The sequence below is a fragment of the Pseudomonas sp. UW4 genome, from assembly GCF_000316175.1.
Classification (GTDB): Bacteria; Pseudomonadota; Gammaproteobacteria; order Pseudomonadales; family Pseudomonadaceae; genus Aquipseudomonas; species Aquipseudomonas laurylsulfatiphila.
This window is the reverse complement of the sequence record NC_019670.1, coordinates 3,892,639-3,914,564: the sequence shown is the minus strand read 5'-3', so window position 1 is coordinate 3,914,564 and position 21,926 is coordinate 3,892,639. Positions and strand designations below refer to the sequence as shown.

Annotated in this window: 20 protein-coding genes and 5 pseudogenes; 3 read left to right on the top strand and 22 right to left on the bottom strand. The window is 57.8% G+C overall.

Annotated features, from left to right (window positions below):
• Window positions 1–24: 24 nt before the first annotated feature.
• From PPUTUW4_RS28260 to PPUTUW4_RS30350, 4 genes and pseudogenes are all read right to left on the bottom strand, one after another.
• Window positions 25–402, bottom strand: coding sequence for a hypothetical protein (locus tag PPUTUW4_RS28260; protein WP_015095815.1), 378 nt, complete (start codon window positions 400–402; stop codon window positions 25–27).
• Between the two features lie 237 nt (window positions 403–639).
• Window positions 640–1,112 (bottom strand): annotated as a pseudogene (locus PPUTUW4_RS17040) (tyrosine-type recombinase/integrase); the annotation flags it as partial.
• Window positions 1,113–1,174: 62 nt separating this feature from the next.
• A pseudogene (locus PPUTUW4_RS28255) lies at window positions 1,175–2,015 on the bottom strand (IS5 family transposase).
• 175 nt (window positions 2,016–2,190) lie between these two features.
• Window positions 2,191–2,354: pseudogene (locus tag PPUTUW4_RS30350) on the bottom strand (integrase); the annotation flags it as partial.
• A gap of 379 nt (window positions 2,355–2,733) precedes the next feature.
• On the opposite strand from PPUTUW4_RS30350, the pseudogene PPUTUW4_RS28250 reads away from it, so the two are divergent.
• Window positions 2,734–2,944: pseudogene (locus PPUTUW4_RS28250) on the top strand (cell wall hydrolase); the annotation flags it as partial.
• 172 nt (window positions 2,945–3,116) lie between these two features.
• Here the strand turns inward: PPUTUW4_RS28250 and PPUTUW4_RS17025 are convergent.
• The 6 genes from PPUTUW4_RS17025 to PPUTUW4_RS17000 form a co-directional block, all read right to left on the bottom strand.
• Window positions 3,117–4,340, bottom strand: a complete 1,224-nt coding sequence (locus tag PPUTUW4_RS17025; RefSeq protein ID WP_015095812.1) for a GTP-binding protein — start codon at window positions 4,338–4,340, stop codon at window positions 3,117–3,119.
• The gene (gene nthB / locus PPUTUW4_RS17020; RefSeq protein WP_015095811.1) at window positions 4,337–4,999 is read right to left on the bottom strand and encodes a nitrile hydratase subunit beta; all 663 of its coding nucleotides are present in this window, start codon (window positions 4,997–4,999) and stop codon (window positions 4,337–4,339) included. Before nthB ends, PPUTUW4_RS17025 begins: the two co-directional genes overlap by 4 nt.
• Window positions 5,000–5,041: 42 nt before the next feature.
• The gene (nthA, locus tag PPUTUW4_RS17015) at window positions 5,042–5,641 is read right to left on the bottom strand and encodes a nitrile hydratase subunit alpha (protein WP_007975717.1); all 600 of its coding nucleotides are present in this window, start codon (window positions 5,639–5,641) and stop codon (window positions 5,042–5,044) included.
• Window positions 5,642–5,732: 91 nt separating this feature from the next.
• A complete protein-coding gene (locus tag PPUTUW4_RS17010) occupies window positions 5,733–7,247 on the bottom strand; it encodes an amidase (RefSeq protein WP_015095810.1) in 1,515 nt (504 codons plus the stop codon).
• A 210-nt stretch (window positions 7,248–7,457) separates the two neighbouring features.
• Window positions 7,458–8,327 (bottom strand): transporter, encoded by an 870-nt coding sequence (locus PPUTUW4_RS17005; protein WP_015095809.1) that lies wholly within the window; start codon window positions 8,325–8,327, stop codon window positions 7,458–7,460.
• Window positions 8,328–8,456: 129 nt separating this feature from the next.
• The gene (locus tag PPUTUW4_RS17000) at window positions 8,457–9,515 is read right to left on the bottom strand and encodes a phenylacetaldoxime dehydratase family protein (protein WP_015095808.1); all 1,059 of its coding nucleotides are present in this window, start codon (window positions 9,513–9,515) and stop codon (window positions 8,457–8,459) included.
• 589 nt (window positions 9,516–10,104) lie between these two features.
• Between PPUTUW4_RS17000 and PPUTUW4_RS16995 the strand changes: the two genes are divergently transcribed.
• Entirely contained in the window at window positions 10,105–11,040 is a 936-nt protein-coding gene (locus tag PPUTUW4_RS16995) for a helix-turn-helix domain-containing protein (RefSeq protein WP_015095807.1), read from the top strand.
• A 17-nt stretch (window positions 11,041–11,057) separates the two neighbouring features.
• On the opposite strand, the pseudogene PPUTUW4_RS30345 reads toward PPUTUW4_RS16995, so the two are convergent.
• Window positions 11,058–11,177 (bottom strand): annotated as a pseudogene (locus PPUTUW4_RS30345) (site-specific integrase); the annotation flags it as partial.
• Window positions 11,178–11,578: 401 nt separating this feature from the next.
• On the opposite strand from PPUTUW4_RS30345, the gene PPUTUW4_RS16990 reads away from it, so the two are divergent.
• Complete coding sequence (locus tag PPUTUW4_RS16990; RefSeq protein WP_041475062.1) at window positions 11,579–11,758, top strand: hypothetical protein; 180 nt, start codon at window positions 11,579–11,581, stop codon at window positions 11,756–11,758.
• 34 nt (window positions 11,759–11,792) lie between these two features.
• Here PPUTUW4_RS16990 and PPUTUW4_RS16985 read toward each other — a convergent pair whose 3' ends face one another.
• From PPUTUW4_RS16985 to PPUTUW4_RS16935, 11 genes are all read right to left on the bottom strand, one after another.
• Window positions 11,793–13,268, bottom strand: coding sequence for a DUF1254 domain-containing protein (locus tag PPUTUW4_RS16985; protein WP_015095806.1), 1,476 nt, complete (start codon window positions 13,266–13,268; stop codon window positions 11,793–11,795).
• Between the two features lie 198 nt (window positions 13,269–13,466).
• Entirely contained in the window at window positions 13,467–13,925 is a 459-nt protein-coding gene (locus tag PPUTUW4_RS16980; protein WP_015095805.1) for a DUF6130 family protein, read from the bottom strand.
• A 426-nt stretch (window positions 13,926–14,351) separates the two neighbouring features.
• Window positions 14,352–14,693, bottom strand: coding sequence for a hypothetical protein (locus tag PPUTUW4_RS16975; protein WP_015095804.1), 342 nt, complete (start codon window positions 14,691–14,693; stop codon window positions 14,352–14,354).
• 104 nt (window positions 14,694–14,797) lie between these two features.
• A complete protein-coding gene (locus tag PPUTUW4_RS16970) occupies window positions 14,798–15,613 on the bottom strand; it encodes a CoA ester lyase (RefSeq protein WP_015095803.1) in 816 nt (271 codons plus the stop codon).
• Complete coding sequence (locus PPUTUW4_RS16965) at window positions 15,610–16,452, bottom strand: MaoC family dehydratase N-terminal domain-containing protein (protein WP_015095802.1); 843 nt, start codon at window positions 16,450–16,452, stop codon at window positions 15,610–15,612. The genes PPUTUW4_RS16970 and PPUTUW4_RS16965 overlap by 4 nt, the downstream gene beginning before the upstream one ends.
• Before the next feature lie 25 nt (window positions 16,453–16,477).
• Complete coding sequence (locus PPUTUW4_RS16960) at window positions 16,478–17,422, bottom strand: FAD-binding protein (RefSeq protein WP_015095801.1); 945 nt, start codon at window positions 17,420–17,422, stop codon at window positions 16,478–16,480.
• A 16-nt stretch (window positions 17,423–17,438) separates the two neighbouring features.
• Window positions 17,439–18,188 (bottom strand): electron transfer flavoprotein subunit beta/FixA family protein, encoded by a 750-nt coding sequence (locus PPUTUW4_RS16955; RefSeq protein ID WP_015095800.1) that lies wholly within the window; start codon window positions 18,186–18,188, stop codon window positions 17,439–17,441.
• Window positions 18,189–18,225: 37 nt separating this feature from the next.
• Window positions 18,226–19,428 carry a CaiB/BaiF CoA-transferase family protein gene (locus PPUTUW4_RS16950; protein WP_015095799.1) on the bottom strand — a complete coding sequence of 401 codons (1,203 nt, stop codon included), beginning with the start codon at window positions 19,426–19,428 and terminating at the stop codon, window positions 18,226–18,228.
• Between the two features lie 18 nt (window positions 19,429–19,446).
• Window positions 19,447–20,610 (bottom strand): acyl-CoA dehydrogenase family protein, encoded by a 1,164-nt coding sequence (locus PPUTUW4_RS16945; protein ID WP_015095798.1) that lies wholly within the window; start codon window positions 20,608–20,610, stop codon window positions 19,447–19,449.
• Window positions 20,611–20,678: 68 nt separating this feature from the next.
• A complete protein-coding gene (locus tag PPUTUW4_RS16940) occupies window positions 20,679–21,275 on the bottom strand; it encodes a thiamine pyrophosphate-dependent enzyme (protein WP_007896341.1) in 597 nt (198 codons plus the stop codon).
• The gene (locus PPUTUW4_RS16935) at window positions 21,263–21,802 is read right to left on the bottom strand and encodes a thiamine pyrophosphate-binding protein (protein ID WP_015095797.1); all 540 of its coding nucleotides are present in this window, start codon (window positions 21,800–21,802) and stop codon (window positions 21,263–21,265) included. The genes PPUTUW4_RS16940 and PPUTUW4_RS16935 overlap by 13 nt, the downstream gene beginning before the upstream one ends.
• Window positions 21,803–21,926: the final 124 nt, after the last annotated feature.

Sequence of the window (21,926 nt, the reverse complement as noted above, 5' to 3'; positions counted from 1 at the left end):
GGGAGAGACCAGGCACTTTAAAGGTCATCGTTTTTGTGAAATCACACCACCCATGTATTGATTTAAATCGCGCAGATCTTTAATGCTCCATGAGTGCGGCGATAGCTTTACACCATTCTCACGCAAGGTTCTTGGAATCAAGTCTCCATTTGGACGAAGTATTATCGAAGATACAATCACGCCCGGATAATCATTTAATCGTTTTTTGAAAGCGGACGTTGTTAGATCAGGTGTAGGAGGATTGCTTTTATTGGCCAGTAGTCCTGTTGCTTTGAGATCCATTCCGTGGCACATGCTGCACCGCTGTAGATAGAGATTTTTTCCATTAGCACTATCCGCGAAGGATAGTAATGTTTGAGTCAGCGATAAAATTCCTAGCGAAGCGATGAATAATATTTTCATTTTTTTTATCTTCCTTGATGAAATCAGCGTCGATTGGACGCGATTTGGAGCGCGGGAAAGATATCAGCCATCGCGTTGGCACTCACAGTCATTTCTGATGCGCAACTCGTTTTCCCGGCGCCTCCCAGTGACCGCTCTTGGCTGTGGATTCAACCGGTCATGAAGCCGAAATCAAGCTGAAGAACGTGCTCGGCGATGTTTGCGCAACTATGAGGACTCAACACTAAAGGCACCGATTTAGGACGGCGGTAAAGAGCCAGTCGCGGTATACGCAGGAAAAGACATCATCGATTCTGCTGACGGATGCTCGTAGGTGGAGGACAACATGGCGCTGAGTCGATCGCCCAACAGGTCCCAGGCACACTTCTTCTCTTCGGCATAATCGTGATGCAGGTAGTGCCGTCTTACCCGGGAGCCGGCCAGCACATGGTTTTGGCAGCGATCGATGACGTCCAGGCTGACCCCCAAGGCCTGCATCATGGTTGCGCCCGTACGGCGTAGGTCATGCGGTGTCCAGTCGACGTTTTGGCCGTCGGCAAGCACCAGCATATCGTCGTGACGCCGTCGTGAGAGGTTTTGAATCGGGTCTGGCGATCGCCGGCCTGTTTGCTCACCACTTTCACATCCACATGCCCATCATCCTGCTTGTTCGCAAAGCACCACTGAGAGTCGCCCGTCAGGGTATTGAGTTCCTGAAAGAAATGCAGGGCTTGGAAAAATCCAGAGTAAAATTTTGGAAGCTTTCAAGAAGTATGAAAAATGAGATGGGGTGCTAGGTTCTGTACGAAAAGTACTGTCGCAAACACCGCATGGCACAAGCTAATGAGACCATTGCCGCAAAACTTGTTGCGAGCTTGTCGAAGCGCATAACGATGCGGCGGTTCTCTTTCAGCCACCCGAACATGCGCTCGATGGTATTGCGCTGCCGGTATTTGGGTCGATCGAACAGCCTGGGCAAGCCCGGCTTGGATTTGCGTTTCATGCTGCGCAGCGGGATCACTGGTTGCATTCGATAACGATCACAGTAACGGCGCAGAGCTTCAGCATCGTATCCCTTGTCGGCAAACAGCCATCGGCAGCGTTTGCGAGGACGGCCGCGCACGCTTGGGATGTAAGCCCCATCCAGTAATGGTTGAGCGTAGGTAATATCGCTGGCTTGCCCGCCTGACAGCAGGAAGCGCAGCGGCACACCATTGGCGTCGCACAGCATGTGGATTTTAGTCGTCAGGCCGCCCCGGCTGCGCCCGAGCGCGTGATCTTGCGGTTCTTCAGGCCCCCTTTTTTCCCGGCGCCTGATGAGGCTCGGGTTGCACGAATGGCAGTGGAGTCGATCATCCAGGTTTCCAGATCGATCTAGCCTTGCTCGTTCAACCGGATATGAAGACGCTTGAGCATCTGATCGAAAGCGCCGTGCGAAACCGTTGATACACCGTTGACCAAGGGCCGAAACGCTCTGGCATGTCTCGCCAAGCGGCGCCCGAGCAGATCACCCAAAGGACGCCGTTGAGCATCAGGCGATCATCGGCTCGTGGGCGTCCGCTGCGACGGGTTTCTGTGAAGAGGTCGGCAACCAAATGCCAGGCTGCATCGGGGAGTTCATACCGCTTTGCCATCGTGGCCTCCTGGCTTTAATGGCGGTAGATTCTACCGGAATCGAGATTTCAAAGGATTTCGTACAGAGCCTAGGGGTCGAGTGTTCGAACCACTCCGTCCCGACCATTATTTCTGAGTAAAATCAGACACTTAAGCCGATCAGATAGATCGGCTTTTTTGTGCCTGCACAAAACCAATCGCGTTCTGTAGCCAGACTGGCGCCTTTTCCCTGATCGCTTTAAGACCTTCGACGGTATGGCGTTTGCGCTGTTTCTACTTGATGCGATTGATCGTGCTGGCGGCCAGATGTCCGGGCACAGCCCCTATGCCGCGGTGTGGTTGAAAATATCGATCAGCAGTCCCAAACGGTGATGCAATCAGCGTCGAAGGCGAACTTTCTCCCAGCTGCGATCAACGTAAAACGACCCCGTATCACCCCGAAGGGAATAAAGCGTTGCTCTGTAGAAGGCTGTCCCGCGTGAACAGTTCAGCCCACGCAGTTTTTGGTAAGCCCATTTCCATCCGTGCTTAGGTTCGGTGCTCATACTTTGCCCTGGGTCAGTATCATCCATTCCCTGATGGTAGCTCGGGGGGGATGGATGTCCAACTATCGATTTCAGGCGTCAAAAGTACGTCCTGGAGAGATTCTTTTTTCTAAAAATCTGTGCTACGTAAACAAGTAGCTGAGGTATTCCCCAGACCTGCCAAGAGCGGGCTTTTTTACGCCCGGTGAAACATATGACCGAAACTGAAAAAGTTCGCGATATCCTTGCGCGTACACTCTGGGGGAAGCCGTGGCGAATCGCTCGCAGGTCAGATCGCAGTGGTCTGGACCATTCCCAATCCTGTGAATGACGGTAAGACCAAGTCTTGGTGGGACGAGTGCTACGCCGGTGTCTGTCAGGCCAAGTACGAGTTCAGCTGCTGGAACAAGAATGATCCGAACTTCAGCGATCTCGGGTCGATCCAGCCTGTCGGCGATTGTGGCCAGTGTCCGATGGGTCGTTGTGCTGAAGAACAACATACAGCGCACCTCAGTCCGTGAAGTTGAGGTAGCAGGTCATAACGAGGCTAGTGCGGCCTCGTTATGGCTGTGCATTGATAGGCGGGTTGCCGAGCGATCAGGGTGACAATGCCTTGAGGTCGAAGGATGTTGCGCCTGGCAAGGTTGGCCACGTGTGTGGACCTTCCATGATCTCTTGCGGGGTCAGCAGACAGGCGTCCAATTGCCGCTTCAAATTATCCAGGTCGATACCCTGGCCGATGAATACTATTTCCTGTCGGCAATCCCCGGTGATTTCGTCCCATTTGGCCATTATCCCTTCGCGGCGATAGTCATCCTGAGGCCATTGCGATTGCGCAATGAATGTCCACCAGCGCCCGACATAGTCCCAACGAAATTGCCCGCCACTTTGCACCAGCATGCCAATGTCCAGATGCCGACTGGCAACCCAGAAGTAGCCTTTGCAACGCAGTAGCCGCCCGTTTTGCCACGGCCGCTGCAGGAACTCCAGCAGACGTTGCGGATGGAATGGCGCACGCTCCTGATACACCCACGAAGCAATTCCATAGGTGTCCGACTCGGGAGGACGATCGTCACTCGATTCCAGGCTTTTCATCCAGCCGGGTGACTGCACCAGACTCGGCAAATCGAAGCGACCGGTGTCGAGGATCTTCGACGGATCGACGGCACCGTAGGTCATGGGCAGGATTTCGGCCTGCGGATTGAGGCCCGCGAGAACGGCGCTCAGTTCCAGAAAGCCTTTCTCGCCAATCAGTTCCAGCCGGCTGACGAGGATGACGTTGGCGTACTCCACCTGTTCGATCAGCAGGTCGGACAAGTGGCGTAATGGTGTGCCCGTTTCGTCCTCGTCGCCGACTGTGTCCCGCGAGGTCAGCAGCGCCTGGAAGTTGCTGCCATCGACAACGGTGACCAAGGTGTCGAGCCGCGCCAGTTCGCTCAAGCTGAAGCCTTGCGAATCGAGAAAGGCGAAAGTCTCGGTGACCGGCATCGGTTCGGAGATCCCGGTGGACTCGATCAGCAGGTAATCGAAGCGCTGCTGACGCGCCAGCAGGCTGATCTGCTCAAGCAGATCAGCGCGTAGCGTGCAGCAGATGCAGCCGTTGCTCATCTCGACCAGTTCATCGCTGCCGCGGTGCAGCGACACGTTGCGTGCCACGTCCTCGGCGTCGATGTTGACTTCGCTCATGTCGTTGACGATGACCGCCACCCGCATGCCTGCGCGGTTGCGCAGGATGTGGTTGAGCAGGGTCGTCTTGCCGGAGCCGAGGAAGCCCGAAAGGACCGTCACCGGCAACCGGCCCGATAGGGCCCCGTCAATCATGCGGCCACCGTTTTCGCGTCGACGGCCTTGTCCAGGTAGCTTTCGAACAGGTCGACGACCACGAAGCCATCGTCCGCGGCATCACCCCACAGGTCCTTTACCTGGAATTCAACGTGATAGGTCGGCTGATGCGCCGCGCTCAAATCGCCGTGACCGATGGCATCCGGGAACGGCCATTTTTCCGAGGTGCGGTGTCGGACGATGCCTTCCTTGCCGCGTACATAGGCCGGCATGCGTATGTGGCCGGCCACGTATTCGTCGCGAACCACTACCCGGTCGCCAACTTCAAATGGCGGACGGCCGGTGATGGCGGGGCGGCCCTTGTCGTGGGAAGGGTTGGCCAATTTGAAGGGTGAACCCAGCGCCTGATCGAGTTCGTCCTGGGTAATAACGCCGGTTTCGACCAGCAAGGTGGCCGTGGCAATGACGTAGCGTTCGTAATATTGCGTGCCAACGTGCTGGCGGACATCAAGTCGTTCGACGGCGTGACGGATTTCGTCGACGCTGAATTTTTTCAACTGGTCGGCGCCGATAAACATCAGGCTATAAGCCAGGTGCTCCCATTCCTGTTTGAATACTTGCTTGTAATCCTGGCTATTGATGACATGGGGAACCTTGCCAAAGCCTTGAAAACCGCCGAGATCGTGAAAGCCATCCATAATGAAAACCTCCGAAAATTAGTAGATGAAGAATCTTTTGGGTCAACGTACGCGGGGTAGGGCAACCCCGATCAGCACATCCTTGGTCACCAGTTTCTGAAGCTCTTCTTCACTCATGTGCTCGGAGCCTTCGGGCCTTAAGGGCAGGACCAGGTAGCGGCTTTCTGCGCTGGTATCCCAGACTTTGACGACCACATCGCTTGGTAACTCTGTGCCCATCTCACGCAACACGGTGCGTCCTTCACGTACCAGGCGTGCCCGGAACTCAAAACCCTTGTACCACTCCGGCGGCAACCCCAGGACCGGCCAGTTGGTGCAGGAGCACAGGCTGCAGACGATGACATTTTTCAGCTGGGGCAAATCCTCCAGGGCGACGATGTATTCGCCTTGCGGACCGGTGAAACCGAACTGCGCACAGGCTGCGGTGCCGTCTTTGAGCAACAGCTCCCGGAACTGCGGATCGACCCACGCCTTGGCGACTACACGGGCGCCGTTTTCCGGACTCCATTGGTGCACCATCAATTCGGTTAGCTGTTCGATATAGCCCTCTGGAATCAGCTCTTTGTCTTTCATGACCTTGAACAAGGCCCAGGCCCGCTCGCTGGGCGTCGAAGTGGATGCTGGGGATACAGTGGCGCTCATGGTGTAACTCCTCATCGGTTTAGCACGGTCAAAAAAGTGAAGAACAACCCCCGGTTTTTTATTGATGTCCGGAAGGTCGGGTGAGGTGGGCTTACAACGTCTTCCAGTCGACAGTGGCCTCGAACGCTGCCGCCGCTTGGTAAATCGTGCCTTCGGCAAAGTGCTTGCCAACGAACATCAGCCCCACGGGCAGGTCGTCCACCAGACCACACGGGATTGACATGGCCGGATGGCCGGTAATGTCTTGCGGCGCGGTGTTGCCGATCATTTCCAGCGCACGGGCCACGTACTCGGTGATCGAACAACCGGGTTCGGGGTGAGGCTGGGCAATGATCGGCACGGTCGGCATGACCAGAAGGTCATAGGTTTCCAGTGCCTTGTCGTAACCGGCCCGGGCGAAGCGTGCGATGTTCTGAGCCTTGGCGTAGAAGCGACCGTTGTAATGTTCCAGGCCGTATTGGCCGACGAACATGCACAGCTTGAGCGACGCGGACAATGCGTCCGCTTGTTCGCGCCAGCCGGCCTGTTTATCCAGCAGGCCGACGTCATAGAGACCTTTCCAGTTAAAGCCTGCGCCATTGCCATGCATCATCTGCATGGTCAGGCCTTCGCAGCCGATGGGGTGCCACAGCGAACCCGCCAGGTTGTGCTCGGGGACGGAGACTTCCTCGACGCGAGCGCCCAGGACCTCAAGCCGGGCGATGGCGCTGCGCACCTTGTCGGCAACACGTGGATCCTGATTGGCCAGCTGGAAGCCTTCCTGCAGGATGCCGATCCGCAGCCCGCTCACCCCTCGCTCCAGATAATCGCAGTAGGCGTCGACCTGAGGAGCGGCCTGGCGAGGGTCGAGTCCGTCGGCACCGGCCATGACTTCCAGCATCAGTGCGTTGTCACGCACGTTGCGGGTGATGGGACCGGCATGGTCGATGGTGGCTTCGATCGCCATGATGCCGGTGTAAGGCACCAAACCGTGAGTCGGCTTCATACCATAGGTGCCGCAGAACGCTGAAGGGATGCGGATTGATCCACCCTGATCACCGCCAACTGCCAGGTCCACCACGCCGGCTGCTACTAACGCAGCGCTGCCCGAGGAGGATCCGCCAGCAGCGAAACCGTGCCGATACGGGTTATGTACGGGCGCCGGATCAGACGTGTGGCTGCCACCGGAGAGGCAGTAGTGTTCACAGGTCGCCTTGCCCAGAATGGTGACCCCGTCGTCCAGCAAACGGGTCACCACGGTAGCGTCGAATTTCGGTACGAAGCCTTCCAGTGGGGCGGCGCCGTTCATCATCGGGACGCCAGCCAGGGAGATGTTGTCCTTGAGCGCAACAGTCTTGCCAGCAAGTTTGCCCTCACGGGCGCCATTCACCTCAGTCCTGTAATACCAGGCATTGAGCAGGTTGTGCGAGTTTGACGGGCGGTAGCCCGAACTGCGGTCGTAGCGCACCGGCGGGGTGAAATCCGGCAACTCGTCGACCAGGTCATATGCATCGAAACTTGGCTGCATAAGTGCCAGGTATTCCGCTGCCTGCTCGTGGGTCAGCTGCATATTCAGCCGGCCAGCGATGTCCTGCAGTTGGTCGAGGGTAGGGCGAACAATGGCCATGATTTTCCTATTCTTTTTGTCTGTGATCGACGACGGTTCAGCCCGTACGGGAGCGTTCGATGGTGTTCGCAAACACCTCACGCCGGGTACCTGGAGCGACATCAATCGATGTGGGTAACAGGGTTCAAGTTAGGCATCCCTCTCGACATTTGCTTGGCCGAGAAGGACAGCCACTTGGTTGAAAAGGACAACCTGCCGAGCGTGGCGCGCTCAGAACACTTTCAAGACGCGCAGGTTCAGGCGTGCGCCTTCCTTGAAGCCTTGTTCGACCTCAATGTCGGTGCCGATCTGGGCCTGAATCTGCAGCGTGGGCTCGATGAAGTGCGTGACGGTGAAACGCCCATAGGAGGTGGAGACCCCGTCGTGCTGATCGACCCCGTTGACGGTGGTCGCCGAGCCGGTGACGTAGCCGCCGCCAACGGCGAAGGTGGTGCTCGGCGTCCAGTTGTAGCGCACGGCGGTCTGGTACTCGTAACGGGTGTTTTCTTCCAGCTTCGCCCCGGTCGGGCCGAAGTCATTGTTGGCCGACACCCATGAGGCTTCAGCCACCGTGTCCAGCGCCCATTTCGGGGAGAAATGGTGGATGTACGCCGCCTGTAGCGTGGCGCGCCAGCGGTTCTCGCCGAGGTTCAGGGCATCGTTTTTATCGTAGCTCCCCACCGGAAAGGACAGGTAGGGTGCCAAAGCGAAGATGTCCTTGTTCGCGGTGGGCAGCGTCCACTTTAGCGGCGCGGTGATGATCGGGTCGCCGATGCCGCGGGTATCGCCCAAGGCACCGATATCTCCCGAGGCGTTCATCTGGCCGAAAGGCAACAGAATCTGCGGTTCCCATGAGAGGTTTTCTGACAAGCCGATGGCGTGCACATACCGCAGGATGCCGATGTCCGAACTGAGCCTGGCGTCGTCGGAGACCTTGTGGCCGTTCTGGTACAGATCCGAGCGGTCGGCGTGCTGGTAGTAGAGCAACAAGGCGTTGGCGCCAGCCGGCAATGGTTCGAAATCACCGGGAGCTACCTCGATGGCCTGGCTTTTGACAAAGGGCAGCATGCACAGCACGAGTAAAGAGTGACTCAACTTCATGATCGATTTCCTGACAAAAGGGCCCCCAACCCCATCCGCTAGAGATGGAGGGCCAAAAGATGTTTGGGAGGTCTGTGTCAGGGCGGATCCGGATCAAGACCACCCATGGACGCCGGGTAGCGTCAGACGTCAGGTTTCAGGGATCACCGCGTCACGCAACATGCCGGTCTGCGGGTGGCAGTTGATGTACTCGAACACTTGATCCTTGGCGTCGGATACCGAGACTTCGTGATAGAGCCGTAGCTTCGACAGGCTGGTGGCCACGCGAAAGAAGGTCACGAAGATCCGCAGATGGGTCGGATGGGATTCGGCCCAGCGCTCGAGTTTTTCCAGGGAGCGCCAGTGACCGATGTTGTAGCTCAAGTTGAGAAAGTTGCCGTCCAGGTCGATGTAGTTCACGAAGCGATTGCTGTAGCAACCCAGGTCCTTGCCATTGTCACGCAGGAAGTCCATACCCGCCTGCAGCGTCGGCAGAATTTCGTTGAGATAGAGCGATCGTTCTTCTTCGCCGGCATCCGCCCAGTCCTGGCCGGAGCGGATCAGTGCGACATTGTCGTGGCCTTGCACGACCACGCGCCCACCTGTGGCCGGGTCGCCGACGATGACCGTCAGTTCACCGGAAGGAGCCATCCAGTCGGTCTGGGAAATCGGGAAGCGGTCACGCATCGATCCCCAGTAACCGTGTTCTTCGATGTCGTCACTGATGGTGTCCATCACGGCGCCAACGCCGGGCAACTCATCGCGAAAGCCATACAGTGTCTCGAACTGCTCGGCCCTCGGCGCGACAATTTCCCGAAAGTAACCGAGACCGTCGCTCAGGCGATCCTGCGAGGACCACCATTCGGTTACCTCAGGCGAGCGCAGCCAACGGCAATAAGCGGCGGGGTCTTTCCAGTAACCGACGATCATCAGGTTGTCGTAACCGCTGTTGTCGGTGTGGTGGGTCAGGTCATGGCTCAGAGGGCCATCGGGCAAACCCAGGCTGGCGGCAATGTGGCGCATCGCGTGCAGAGCTGCTTCACGCTGGTTCTCCCCGCGGTATTGCACACCCCAATACCCCATCACCACTTGTTCCACTCGCTCATCGGCGCGTGCGACCCACATGGGGAAGGGGGGTTGGTATTCATCGGGGACGCGACGAGACAACGTCCGTGGGCATTTGAGGTGCTTATCGATCGCAGATTCCATGGTGGGCTCCTTGGTTTTATTGTTGGTATGCGGTTATCTGTTCAACGTTTCGACGGGCGCGGGTACCTGGAGGTTGGCGCAACCAGTCGACGCCGCAGCGCCAGAGTCCCCAGCTCTAACAGGTAGGTGGCGAACTCTTCAGGTGCCAAGTCGCGCATCTGCAAAAGCCAGGATGAATCGGACTGTCGTTGCTGCTGCTCTGGCAGATGCATGGGACACCTCATCAGTTGTGGTTGGAGGGGCACGGTGTGGGGTAGAAGTTAGGCGGGGACGGCGCAGTACGCTTGGCTCGTACGGACAACCGTTTGGCTAGAAAGGACAGGCTCTGAAAACAGGAATACGATGCGCTGAATGGGGGCGCGCACTCCGTCAGGCGGCGAATGCATGCTTCGATAACGGGCAGGCGTCATCCGTGTGAAGCGTCAGCGGGATTCGCTCACGCAGCCTCTATCCCGAGCATGCGAGCGTCTGGCATTTCAGGCGCCCATGACGTTGGCAACCCGAAAGGGGAATGGCCTGCTATTTGCTAAGCAGGGAATCAACGTTACCGTCGCCCTTATTGTTCAGTCGCCGCCGTGAGGTGAATGCCATGAGCCATAGCAATCAGTATTCAACTCTCGCCGTTGCGGCTCCACGTCGCTTTGATTACTGGAAGGAAGTGGTGTGCCGTCATTGCCTGGCGGCGGACAGCAAACCGTTGGCGCAGAGCGATTTCGACGGGGTGCTGGAGGTGCACGGCATGGGGCCGCTGGACATCTGTACGCTGTCCTCGCCACTGCATTATTGGGAGCGCGCGCCCCGACACTTGCGCAGCGGTCCGGACGAGGATCTGTGGCTGGGTTTCACCCGGCGAGGCTATGGTGAACTGGAGCAGGCAGGGCGCAAGGCAACGCTGGCGGCGGATAGTTTGTTTCTTTATGACGCATCCCAAACGTTCCGATTCAGTCTGGGTGGTACCGAGAACCACCTGGTCCGCATTCCGCGACAGTTACTCAGCCAACGGTTGCCAGGCGTAGCAGGTTGCACCGCCGTAGTTTTGGACGATCGCCGTCCAGGGGTGATTCCGTTGCGCGAGATGTTGCATCAAGCGGCGAGCATTCCTGCGAGTTTTCAAGGTGAGGGGTTATCCAGCCGCTTTTCCAACACCTTGCTTGACCTGCTCGCGATTAGCCTGGAACTCCAGGACTTGAGGACGACTCATGACGAGCTGGATCTTTATGGTCGGATCATGAACTACATCCGCCAGCATCTGACCGATCCGGACCTGTCGATCGAACGCATCGCTCAAGTGCATTATGTGTCCACGCGAACCGTCACGCGCGCGTTCGCCCGTTATCAGAAAACGCCAGTCGCGGAGATCTGGAAGGAGCGTCTGATCGCCAGTCGTGAGGCTATAGAACGCGGTCAGGTACGCAGCATTTCTCAAGCTGCACTGGATTTCGGATTCTCCGATTTTTCCCATTACAGTCATGCTTTTCGCAAGGCTTTTGGTATGGCTCCTCATACACTCTTGCGCCGCAATTGAGCAAGGTCGCTCGCAATAGCGGGGTGAAGGTTTGCCTCCCGCCAGAGATTCGCCGCTCTCACCCGCGCTTTTTTCCAGGCCGAATCATTCATTCGGTGCATCGCATAGCCGTTGTACGGAAAAAACCAGTCCTCTGACCATGCTGTAGGCGTCCGCCCACTCATCCAGCTCGATACGATCAAACACCACGCTCTGTGTTCCGATAAGCACTTGCGTGATCACCTTGCCCCCCAGCTTGTCCCTGCAAGTCCCGCCAAGGCTCCCATAGACATATTTTTGATGATTATTGATTTTCTAATCCCCCCTTCAGCCGTTTTAAATGCGCCTCGAGGAAGGTAAGCAAAGGCAGGTCCTGCAGTTCGCTTTGACGCAAGCTTCGAATGCCGTCAAATCCGCATCTTCAGAGTCTGCTCCTCCTCACCTTGTGTACTGTTTTCCCCACGCCTTCAGCCGGGACACGCAGACGAAAGTTCACACACCGCATTTCGGTTTTTCCAGGTTAGAGACTGAGTTAAACCGCAAAAAGGAGGATGCCAGGATGCTGATAAGAATCGAAAAAGCGAGGACACCGCAAGACTGGAATGTCTGGATGAACGCCTGGTGCGTCAAGTTTCGCAGCTATGCCGAAGCCTTGGCGTTCGTGAGCAGATTGGAAGGCCGGATAAATGCACCGCACCTGTTGCCTGTCAGCGAAGACCGGCTTGTATTGGAACGGTAAACCCCCGACAAATGCCGGGGGGGCTGCGCGTGTTCTATTTCGATACCACGATGCCTGCTGGCTTCCAGGTGCCTTCGCCAGCCGGCAGGACTGAAGGCGGTGTCTCCTTGGGCCAATAGAGGCGCATCACCAGGTAAATCGGGCCGTCGGGGGCTGGCAGCCAATTGCTTTCCAGCGCCTTGCCGGGCGAGTTCCGTTGGATGTAGAGGGTCAGCGACCCGTCGGCATTCTTTTTCATGCCGGGCAGCATGGGCGAGTTCAGTAGATAGCGGTCGATCGGGTTCTTGATAAGGAGCTGTGTCTTGCCGTCGTACAGGGTCACCGACCAGAAGGCGTTCACTGGAGGTAGTTGCCCCGCCGGGAAGGTGAGTGTGTAGTTATGTTTGCTGCCATCCAGTGGCTCGCCGGTCGCGGTTGTGCGGGTGATGGGGTAAGTGGCTTCCACGGCATCGTTGCCGTAAATACCGCCTTTGGCCGCGGCCGCGCGCTTCAACCAGTCACCATTGTAGAAATGGCGGTCGCCAAAGTACGAACCGATGCCCCAGCCATTGACGTTCTTGAGTCCGCCGGACAACCACTTGTCCACCTTCTCGTCACCTTCCTTCATGCCCAGCAGGACAGCGGCCTTGTGTTCGAGCGAGAGGTCCTGGAGCTTGAAGCTCTTGCCCGGTCCAATGCCGATTTTCGCGATTCGCGCACGAATTTCCCGGTCTTCCGGTGTTGGCGGTACGTACTGGAGTGCGGCGTCAAGATACTCGAAGAAGTTCTCCTTGATCCCCTTTGTGGTGCTTGGAGGGAAATTGATAACCGGCGATGCAGGCGCCGCCGGTTGCTTCAAGAACGCTGACAGCGGCTGGGCTTTGTAGCCGGACTGCACCTTGACCACATTCGGCATGTCCTTGGGATTGAAGAGCTGGGTTCGGTAGCCTGCTACCGTGAAGGGCGTTGTCGAATAAAAGACTTTGCTGATGCCGGGTGGCGTGGAGCCCTTCCAGTCAGGCCCGACCACCATATAGTTACCCGGGCCGTTCCCCGTGGTGCGGCTGCCGATGTAGCCGTAGTTGTAGGTGTTGCCGTCGATCAGTTGCACCGAGTAATAACGTTTCTTTTCTACTGCAGGTACCGTGAGCACCATGGGCTCGGCGCGCAGATCCAGCCAGAGGAACGAATAGGGCGTATCGCTGTTGGGCGTGACGATGGCCGTATCCTGGTAAGTGAAGACACGGGGTTCGTTCTTGATCTGGTTGAAGGGGGCCTTGAACTGCGGGCCGCTTTTGTCCACGGCGTACTCATACATCACCGCATAATTCATTACGATCGGCAGTCCGTAGATGAAGGCTTCCTCGGCGATGGCCTTCGTTTCCGTGAGGCTGGGGGCGGCGATGCCCTTGGCTGCATCGGCTTTCTCAGCCTGGGCCACGGGGTCGTTCTTGCTGGCACAGCCTGATGCAAGCGCCACCGAAGCGGCAGCGATGGCGATCCATTTGATGCATGAATGTTCCGGTTTCATCCTTTGTCGCTCCCGACCAAGATCCTCTCTGCCCTGGACGTCTTGATCAGCGTTTGAACACGCCGAGACTCCAGCTGGTTTACTGCCGTATCTGAGCGTAGGCCATTAAGCAAACCTCCGCTATTGACTGGGGAACAGCCAATATTGGAGGCAAACTTCTTCGATTACGGCAAAAAGACAACTGAAGCGAAGTGGCGACTAATGAGGGGCGTCAGCCGGTTTCTTTTCCGGAACGATAAAACGCACTGTCGTACTGGTAAGGATTTTGTGAGTCGGGTCGGCCACTTCAAGAAGAACCTGGTGAGTGCCGGGGGTCAGTCCGACCAGGATAATCGGGTCTTCGCTGGTGTGCGCCCATGTACCTTTCCAGTCGTCGACGGTCACGTGAAGGTGCCCGAGGCGGGGTGATACATCAGCCGCCGCTTTACCAAATACCGGCATGATCCTCGCGTGCTCTGTGCGGTATTGGATAATGACGACTCCGCGGGCAAGGGGCTCGGCAAGCGGCGGCTCGGCAATGAGTCTTGGCGCCGTCTCGGATTCCAGGGGAAGTATTGCCGGTGGGTGGTAGGTGTCTGTGGCTCCTTCCCCGCGCGCGGCTGTGCAAAAGAACACCGCCAAAGCAAAGGCCAATGGATTTCTGAGAGAGAGGGACATGGTGGTTTTCTCCCGGGTGATCTCATTCAAGCCTAGATCAAACCGAGCCCCAGTCATTGGGTGTTTCAGCCCAAAATGTAGGGTAAGCGAACCCCTTGTTGGGGGATTTTTCACCACCCGACCAGACCGTTTCAGTGCAATTGCCGGGCCCGGGCTTTACCTGTGCCAAATGGCTTGGATTTTGCTCAGGTGCTGATACTGAAGCATTCATTGAATGCGGTATCCGGAGATTCGAGCCATGTGGGCAAAAACTCTGCTTCTGGGCGTCATGTTTGGAGTCGGGATCGTTACCAGCGGCTTGGCTACGAGCATGATTCTGTTTTGGTACGAGTTGTTTTAACCACCATCCCTTCTGCTTGAGTCGGCTGAGTAGGGCGGGGCTAGCTCCGCTTCTTCATGGTCCCTGGTGGCGGCGGTTGCGATGGTCTATGCCTGGATTCCCATCTCCCCCTGTGCAGCTTGTAACGCTCGCTCTTCGGTCAGCGGCATTAAAGTTGGCTGCGCGTTACTGGCGTGCAAGTAAAGAAAGTAGTGCCCTGAATCGACTAACAGTATCCGGTACAGTTCTGATGGCCGATAGTTGTTACCGATATGAATACTTTCCTTGAGGATCTCGAAAGACTTGATCCCATGCTGTCGCATTGCAGTTTCAAAGGCTTCGTAAAGACCTTCTCTGCGGCGTCGATTGTTTCGAGCATTTAGCTTGAAAAAAACCACCATCAGCATGCCATAGCTGATGAGGAGTATCACAAGGGCGCTAGGGCGCATGCGTGGAGCTCCATGTCCTCTCAATCGCTGTACCTTTTAGTGTAGGCGCGTTACGGGTGAAGTCTTCAGTTCATCCCGAGGTCATGGAGCGTGCTGCGGTTGAGTCAGGTCGCGCGCGCCAGGATCGCCTGCGCACGGCCTATGACAGGCGCATCGACCATTTGCCCATCGAGTACGAACACACCTTCTCCCGAACGGGCGGCGTCCATGATGCGTTGTGCCCAGAGCAGTTCCTCCAGGCCGGGTTTCAGCGCTTGATGGATAATCGCCACTTGGCTCGGATGGATACATAACGCGCCACCAAACCCCATGTCGCGGGCAAACTGAACGGCGCTGTGCAGGCCGACGGTATCCTGTATCGCCGGAAATACACCATCCAGCGCCGGAGCGAGACCGGCCACTCGAGTCGCGAGCAGTACTGCGTATCGAGCGTGACTCAGAAACTCTTTGGCGGCAGGGCTACCGGTGGTCAAATTCAGGTCCAGGCCCAGGTCAAGACTTCCGAATGACAAGCGCTCAACGCCCTGGGCCTGGGCAATCGCCTGGAGTTCGGCCAGGCCCTGGGCGCTTTCGATGATGGGCCAGATCGGCTTTTGAGTATTGGCAGCCGTGAGGACGTGCTCTGCGCTTTCCGTTTTGGGCAGCAAAATGCCGATCACGCCAACGTGTCGTCGACAAATCTCTAGATCCGCCGCGTGGGCCCAGTGATCCGGAGCATTGACTCGTACCAGAATCCGGGCTTGCGGATGGTCACTCAAGAAGCGCTCCAGGTTATCCCTCGCCTGTTCCTTGAGGTTCTCCTGCACCGCATCTTCCAGATCGACAATGACCCGGTCCGCACCGGTAGCGATGGCTTTGGGTATGCGCTCCGGACGAGTGGCCGGGACAAACAGGGCGGAGCGGACAATGGAGGTATTCATGGTGTTTCTCCCAAGCTGAACTCGACTTCGCCGATCTGCGCCGTACCGTCCTGATTGCCTGCCCACAGCTGTGCCTTGCCGCTATCGATCAGGCGTCCGCCGACTTCGAAAGGCTGAGGCGAAATCAAGGGGCGGACGCCTCGGAAGGTGAAACGCTTCAAGCGCACGTTCGGGTGCGCTTTGGTAAACGCGCGCAAATTCAACGTGGCGATCAAAGGACCATGCACCACCAATCCCGGGTAACCCTCGGTCTGCGTGACGTATGGCCAGTCGTAGTGAATCCGGTGGCCATTGAAGGTGACGGCCGAGTAACGGAACAGCAAGGTCGGGGAGGGGACGACCAGGTCCCGCCATTGGCCTTGCGGGATCGCTTCGGTGCCGCTCAGTTTGGGTGGAGTGGGTTCGCGATAGACGATGTCCTGCTCATCCTGCAGGGCGCGTTTGCCGTCCTGAAAATACTCATGGCGCACCGTGACGAACAACAAGGAACCCGTGCGCCCGTGCTTCTCTTCGACGTTGAGAATGGTTGACACGCAGGTCACGTCAGCCTCCACCGTCAACGGCTGGTAAAACTCGAGTCGACTGCCCGCCCACATGCGGTTGCGATTGTGGGCGGGCGGCAGGAATCCACCGAGCGCCGGATGACCGTCCGGACCCAGTTCATCGGCGGTAACCGGTTCCTGAAAAAACGCCCAGTGCCACAAAGGCGGCAGCGATTCACCCGACCGGGGTGCCGGCTCGCCCAATGTTGCGGCAATACGTTTGACCAATGTAAAACTGATCCGGTCCTGGCTTTCCTGACGACGTCCAATCCAGGCGGAAAAATCGGAACTGCTCATATTTATCGCTCCCGTCGGTCGATAATCAGGCCAGAGCGGCCATTTCTGGAATCGCTTCAAACAAGTCCGCCACCAGGCCGTAATCGGCCACCTGGAAGATCGGCGCTTCTTCGTCCTTGTTGATCGCAACGATCACTTTGGAGTCTTTCATGCCGGCCAGGTGCTGGATCGCGCCGGAGATACCGACGGCGATGTACAGCTGTGGAGCAACGATCTTGCCGGTCTGACCGACCTGCATGTCGTTCGGAACAAAACCTGCGTCGACCGCGGCGCGCGAAGCCCCCACGGCAGCACCCAGCTTGTCGGCCAGGGCGTACAGGTGTTTGAAGTTGTCGCCGTTCTGCATGCCGCGCCCGCCCGAAACGACGATCCTGGCAGCGGTCAGTTCCGGACGATCGGACTTGGCCAGTTCTTCGCCGACGAAGCTGGAGATACCAGCGTCGTGGGCAGCAGCAACCGCTTCAACAGCAGCCGAACCACCTTCAGCGGCAACCGGGTCGAAACCGGTGGCACGCACGGTGATCACTTTCACTGCAGCGTTCGATTGAACAGTGGCGATGGCGTTACCGGCGTAGATCGGGCGCTTGAAGGTGTCGGCGCTTTCTACCGAGATGATCTCGGAGATCTGGTCAACGTCCAGTGCAGCGGCAACGCGCGGCAGGATGTTTTTGCCGTTGGAAGTGGCGGCAGCCAGGATGTGGCTGTAGCCCTTGCCCCCTGCTTCTTGAACAAGAGCGGCGACCAGTGGAGCAACGTTTTCCGGCAGTTGGTGAGCGTAGGCAGCGTTATCGGCTACCAGCACTTTAGCCACGCCAGCGATTTTCGCAGCAGCTTCAGCCACGGCACCAGCGCCCTGGCCTGCAACCAGAACGTGGATGTCACCACCGATTTTGGCGGCGGCAGCCACAGTGTTCAGCGTGGCCGGAGCCAGCACTTTGTTGTCGTGTTCGGCGATTACCAAGATAGTCATGATCCGGCTCCTTAACTCAAAGCACCTTCGCTTCGTTTTTCAGTTTCTCGACCAGTTCAGCCACCGACTTGACCTTGATACCCGCGCTGCGTGCAGCTGGCGCTTCGACTTTCACGGTCTTGTTGGTGGAGGCGGTGGAAACGCCCAAAGCGTCCGCAGTCACTACTTCGAGAGGCTTCTTCTTGGCTTTCATGATGTTTGGCAGAGACGCGTAGCGCGGCTCGTTCAAACGCAGGTCGGTGGTAACGATGGCTGGCAGTTTCAGGGAAACGGTCTGCGCGCCGCCGTCGATTTCGCGAGTCACAGCCACGCTGTCACCGCTGATTTCGACTTTAGAAGCGAAGGTGCCCTGACCATAGCCGCTCAAGGCAGCGAGCATCTGGCCAGTCTGGTTGTTGTCGCTGTCGATGGCTTGTTTGCCAAGGATCACCAGCTGAGGCTGTTCCTTGTCGACAACGGCCTTCAACAGTTTGGCAACGGCCAGGGAAGTCAGGTCTTCGGCGATTTCTACGAGGATGGCGCGGTCGGCACCCAGAGCCAGCGCGGTGCGCAGTTGCTCTTGAGCGGTGGACGGGCCAATCGAAACCACGACGATTTCGTTCGCTATATCCTTCTCCTTCAGGCGTACGGCTTCTTCCACGGCGATCTCGCAGAACGGGTTCATCGACATCTTGACGTTGGCAAGATCGACGCCGGAATGGTCCGCCTTGACGCGAACTTTCACGTTGTAATCGATCACTCGTTTCACAGCTACCAGGATCTTCATTGGGCAGTGTTCACTCGAAAATAGTTGTTCGTTGCAGTCAGATGGCCCCGGTGGCACGCATCTCTTCAATGCGCTCCGTCCCTAGCCCCAGTTCCTTGAGCACCTGTTCGGTGTGTTGGCCAAGGCCCGGCACGGCATCCATACGAGGCTCGAACGCACTGTTGCTACCGGGCGGGATCAAGCTTGGAATGGGGCCGGCAGAGGTTTCGACTTCTCGCCAACGGTCACGGGCCTGAAGTTGCGGATGGTCCCAGACACCTTGCATATCGTTCACTCGAGCGTTAGCGATTTGCGCATGGTCCAGGCGATCAATCACCGCATCGAAGTTGAGTGTGGAGAACGACTCAATGATCAGTTCCCGTAGCGCGTTGCGGTTCTCAACACGTTTGAAGTTGGCCGAGAAACGCGGGTCTTTTGCCAGTTCAGGCGCAAGCAGAACCTTCTCGCAAAACAGCTGCCATTCACGCTCGTTCTGTAAGCCCAGCATCACGGTGGTGCCGTCACCAATGGGGAAGGGGCCATAGGGATAAATGGTGGCGTGCGCAGCGCCGGCGCGAGGGGGCGGCGGCGCTCCGTCGTAGGCGTAGTACATCGGGTAGTTCATCCACTCGACCAGGCTTTCGAGCATCGAAACATCGAGGTGACTGCCTTCGCCGGTACGTTCGCGCAACAGCAGGGCAGACAGTATCCCGGTGTAGGCGTACATGCCGGCCGCAATGTCGGCGATCGAGCAACCAGCCTTGGCCATTTCTTCATCGCCGGGGCCGCCGGTGACCGACAGGAAGCCGCCTTCACTCTGGATCAACAGGTCGTAGGCTTTTTTCTTTTCGTAGGGACCACCGGCGCCATAGCCTGAAATGTCGCAGACGATCAGGCGCGGAAATCGCTGGTGCAACACCTCAAATGACAGTCCCATTCGCGCAGCGGCACCGGGTGCCAGGTTCTGCACCAGCACATCGGTGGTGGCCAGCAAACTGTCCAGCACGTCGGTGGCTGAATCTTGCTTCAGGTCGAGGGTCAGGCTTTCTTTCGAACGGTTGGTCCAGACAAAGTGCGAGGCCAGACCGTTGACGCGTTGGTCGTAGCCCCGGGCGAAATCGCCTGTGCCTGGACGTTCGACCTTGATCACCCGGGCGCCGAGGTCGGCCAGTTGTCGGGTGCAGAAGGGCGCAGCGATAGCGTGCTCAAGGCTGACGACAGTAATGCCATCGAGCGGCCGGAGGCCTTTGGGCTGGCTCATGATTTTTCTCTCTTGTTGTTAGAAAGAGCGCGGCAGCTCGAGCAGGTGTTCCGCCACGTAGGACAGGATCAGGTTGGTGGAGATTGGCGCGACCTGATACAGACGGGTTTCGCGGAATTTGCGCTCGACGTCGTATTCGCAGGCAAAGCCGAATCCGCCGTGGGTCTGCAAGCAGGCGTTAGCCGCTTCCCAGGACGCTTTCGCTGCCAGGTACTTGGCCATGTTGGCGCTGGCCCCGGCGTTGAGGCCGCTGTCGTATTCTTCGCAGGCACGCCAGCGCATCAGGTCAGCCGCTTCGATTTCGATATGGGCTTCGGCGATGGGGAACTGCACGCCCTGGTTCTGCCCGATCGGGCGCCCGAACACCACACGATCACGGGCGTAGGCACTGGCCTTTTCGATAAACCAGCGACCGTCGCCAATGCATTCGGCAGCGATCAGGGTGCGTTCGGCATTTAGCCCGTCGAGGATGTAGCGGAAGCCTTTGCCTTCCTCGCCAATCAGGCTGTCCGCGGGGATTTCCAGGTTGTCGAAGAACAACTCGTTGGTCTCGTGGTTGACCATGTTGGCGATCGGCTGCACGGTCATGCCGTTACCGATGGCCTCGCGCAGGTCGACGAGGAAGATCGACATGCCTTCGGACTTTTTCTTCACCTCGGCCAACGGGGTAGTGCGCGCCAGCAGGATCATCAGGTCGGAATGCTGGATTCGCGAGATCCACACCTTCTGCCCATTGATCACGTACTTGTCGCCTTTGCGTACGGCGGTGGTCTTGATCTTGGTGGTGTCGGTGCCGGTGGTGGGCTCGGTCACACCCATCGATTGCAAGCGCAGTTCACCGTTGGCCAGTTTCGGCAGGTAATAGCTTTTCTGCGCTTCGCTGCCGTGTCGCAGCAGGGTGAACATGTTGTACATCTGCCCGTGAACGGTACCGGAGTTACCGCCACAGCGGTTCACTTCCTCGAGGATCACTGACGCCTCGGCCAGCCCGAGGCCGGAGCCGCCATATTCGACAGGAATCATCGCGGCCAGCCAGCCGGCATCGGTCAGGGCCTTGACGAAGGTTTCCGGAAAGCCTTTTTCTTCGTCGACTTTGCGCCAGTAAGCGGCATCGAATTCAGCGCACAGGGCGCGTACGCCCTCGCGGATGGCATTGAGTTCTTCAGAGTTGCGGTCGGTCATTTTATTATTCTCCTCAACGCGTCACGCATGGCATTGGCCCTGCGTGACCGGGTCCGGGAAGGGCGCAATCAGATCGGGTTGAAACCCAATGCAGCACGGAAGCGATTTTTGATGTAGTGGCCGTCACGCGGTGGCAGTACACGAGGCGGGTTTTCCGCTTTGATCTTGATCGTTGCGAGCTTGACGCCATCGCGGGTGGCGAAGCGCTCGCGCAGGTTGTGTACGCCTTCCATGTCGCGAATTTCGTCTGTCCAGCTGAAGCCGCAGGTCTTCGCAACCTGGTCCAGGGAAATACCGAAACCGGCGTGGCTGACTTGCATGCCGGTTTCACCGAAGTGACCGTTATCCAGAACCGCGATGGTCAGGTTGGCGGGTTTTTGCAGCGCCACCGTCGCGAGGGCGCCAAACCCCATGAGCAACTCACCGTCACCGGTGACCACCACCACAGACTTGTCCGGCTGAGCGTTGGCCAGGCCCAGCCCGACCGTGATGGCGCTGCCCATGGCGGCCCAGAGGTAGTAATTCAGATCGTTGTCACCGGCCGCCATGACGTCATAGGACGCCGAGCCCAGGCCGGTCACGACCAGCACGTCTTTGCGGTCGGCCAGCAAGGCCTTGACCACTTCGCGGCGACACAGGGTGTGGTTTGCGCTTACTTGACCCATTTCTTTTCTCCAATCAGGCGCTGGCCGAGCAGCAAGGCAGTGGCGCAATCACCGTTGAACGCCATGGTCGCGGCACCGTGCAGCAGCGGGGCGACATCTGTAGGCACGTCCGCACGCCAGGTCATGACCTTCATCAGGTTCAAAGAAGCTTCGGTGGCCTGGCCCATCGGGTTCTGCCACGCGTTGAATTCGGCCCAGTCGCCGCGCATGGTGACCACCATCAACAGCGGGAAACCGGCACACACCTGAAGTGCCAGGGTGTTGATGCAGTTGCCGACACCACTGGACTGCATCAGGAGGGCGCCACGCTCACCGCCGAGCCAGGCGCCGGCGAGGTAGCCGATGCCTTCTTCTTCGGTGGTGAGGACTACGGCCTTGATGTCCGGGTCGGCATACGACATGCGGATGGCCGCCGAGTGACCTGCATCCGGTACGAAGACCACGTGTTTGACGTCGTGGGCCTTGAGCACGCGGAATACGTCCTCCTGCCAATCCTGTCCCGCGGTTTGTTCAGCTTCTGTTGACATGCCCATCTCCCAAGCAGTGCTGCTTTTGTGTTTTCACACATTCTGGGAGCGCTGAAGGAGAACGACGACTACCGTTTTTGTCTTTGAGATATGCCCGTTTTATATAGCTGGATGGTGAATGCGT

Excerpts from the sequence above, each read along its gene's own strand:
- PPUTUW4_RS17010 (WP_015095810.1), bottom strand. The coding sequence starts at position 7,247 with ATGGCCATTGTTCGCCCTACCCTCGACCAACTGCAGGACATCGCTGGC.
- PPUTUW4_RS16990 (WP_041475062.1), top strand. The coding sequence starts at position 11,579 with ATGCTGATAAGAATCGAAAAAGCGAGGACACCGCAAGACTGGAATGTC.
- PPUTUW4_RS17000 (WP_015095808.1), bottom strand. The coding sequence starts at position 9,515 with ATGGAATCTGCGATCGATAAGCACCTCAAATGCCCACGGACGTTGTCT.
- nthB (WP_015095811.1), bottom strand. The coding sequence starts at position 4,999 with ATGGATGGCTTTCACGATCTCGGCGGTTTTCAAGGCTTTGGCAAGGTT.
- PPUTUW4_RS16980 (WP_015095805.1), bottom strand. The coding sequence starts at position 13,925 with ATGTCCCTCTCTCTCAGAAATCCATTGGCCTTTGCTTTGGCGGTGTTC.
- PPUTUW4_RS16965 (WP_015095802.1), bottom strand. The coding sequence starts at position 16,452 with ATGAGCAGTTCCGATTTTTCCGCCTGGATTGGACGTCGTCAGGAAAGC.
- PPUTUW4_RS16985 (WP_015095806.1), bottom strand. The coding sequence starts at position 13,268 with ATGAAACCGGAACATTCATGCATCAAATGGATCGCCATCGCTGCCGCT.
- PPUTUW4_RS17005 (WP_015095809.1), bottom strand. The coding sequence starts at position 8,327 with ATGAAGTTGAGTCACTCTTTACTCGTGCTGTGCATGCTGCCCTTTGTC.
- PPUTUW4_RS16940 (WP_007896341.1), bottom strand. The coding sequence starts at position 21,275 with ATGGGTCAAGTAAGCGCAAACCACACCCTGTGTCGCCGCGAAGTGGTC.
- PPUTUW4_RS28260 (WP_015095815.1), bottom strand. The coding sequence starts at position 402 with ATGAAAATATTATTCATCGCTTCGCTAGGAATTTTATCGCTGACTCAA.
- PPUTUW4_RS16960 (WP_015095801.1), bottom strand. The coding sequence starts at position 17,422 with ATGACTATCTTGGTAATCGCCGAACACGACAACAAAGTGCTGGCTCCG.
- PPUTUW4_RS16955 (WP_015095800.1), bottom strand. The coding sequence starts at position 18,188 with ATGAAGATCCTGGTAGCTGTGAAACGAGTGATCGATTACAACGTGAAA.
- PPUTUW4_RS16970 (WP_015095803.1), bottom strand. The coding sequence starts at position 15,613 with ATGAATACCTCCATTGTCCGCTCCGCCCTGTTTGTCCCGGCCACTCGT.
- PPUTUW4_RS16975 (WP_015095804.1), bottom strand. The coding sequence starts at position 14,693 with ATGCGCCCTAGCGCCCTTGTGATACTCCTCATCAGCTATGGCATGCTG.
- PPUTUW4_RS16950 (WP_015095799.1), bottom strand. The coding sequence starts at position 19,428 with ATGAGCCAGCCCAAAGGCCTCCGGCCGCTCGATGGCATTACTGTCGTC.
- PPUTUW4_RS16995 (WP_015095807.1), top strand. The coding sequence starts at position 10,105 with ATGAGCCATAGCAATCAGTATTCAACTCTCGCCGTTGCGGCTCCACGT.
- PPUTUW4_RS16935 (WP_015095797.1), bottom strand. The coding sequence starts at position 21,802 with ATGTCAACAGAAGCTGAACAAACCGCGGGACAGGATTGGCAGGAGGAC.
- nthA (WP_007975717.1), bottom strand. The coding sequence starts at position 5,641 with ATGAGCGCCACTGTATCCCCAGCATCCACTTCGACGCCCAGCGAGCGG.
- PPUTUW4_RS17025 (WP_015095812.1), bottom strand. The coding sequence starts at position 4,340 with ATGATTGACGGGGCCCTATCGGGCCGGTTGCCGGTGACGGTCCTTTCG.
- PPUTUW4_RS16945 (WP_015095798.1), bottom strand. The coding sequence starts at position 20,610 with ATGACCGACCGCAACTCTGAAGAACTCAATGCCATCCGCGAGGGCGTA.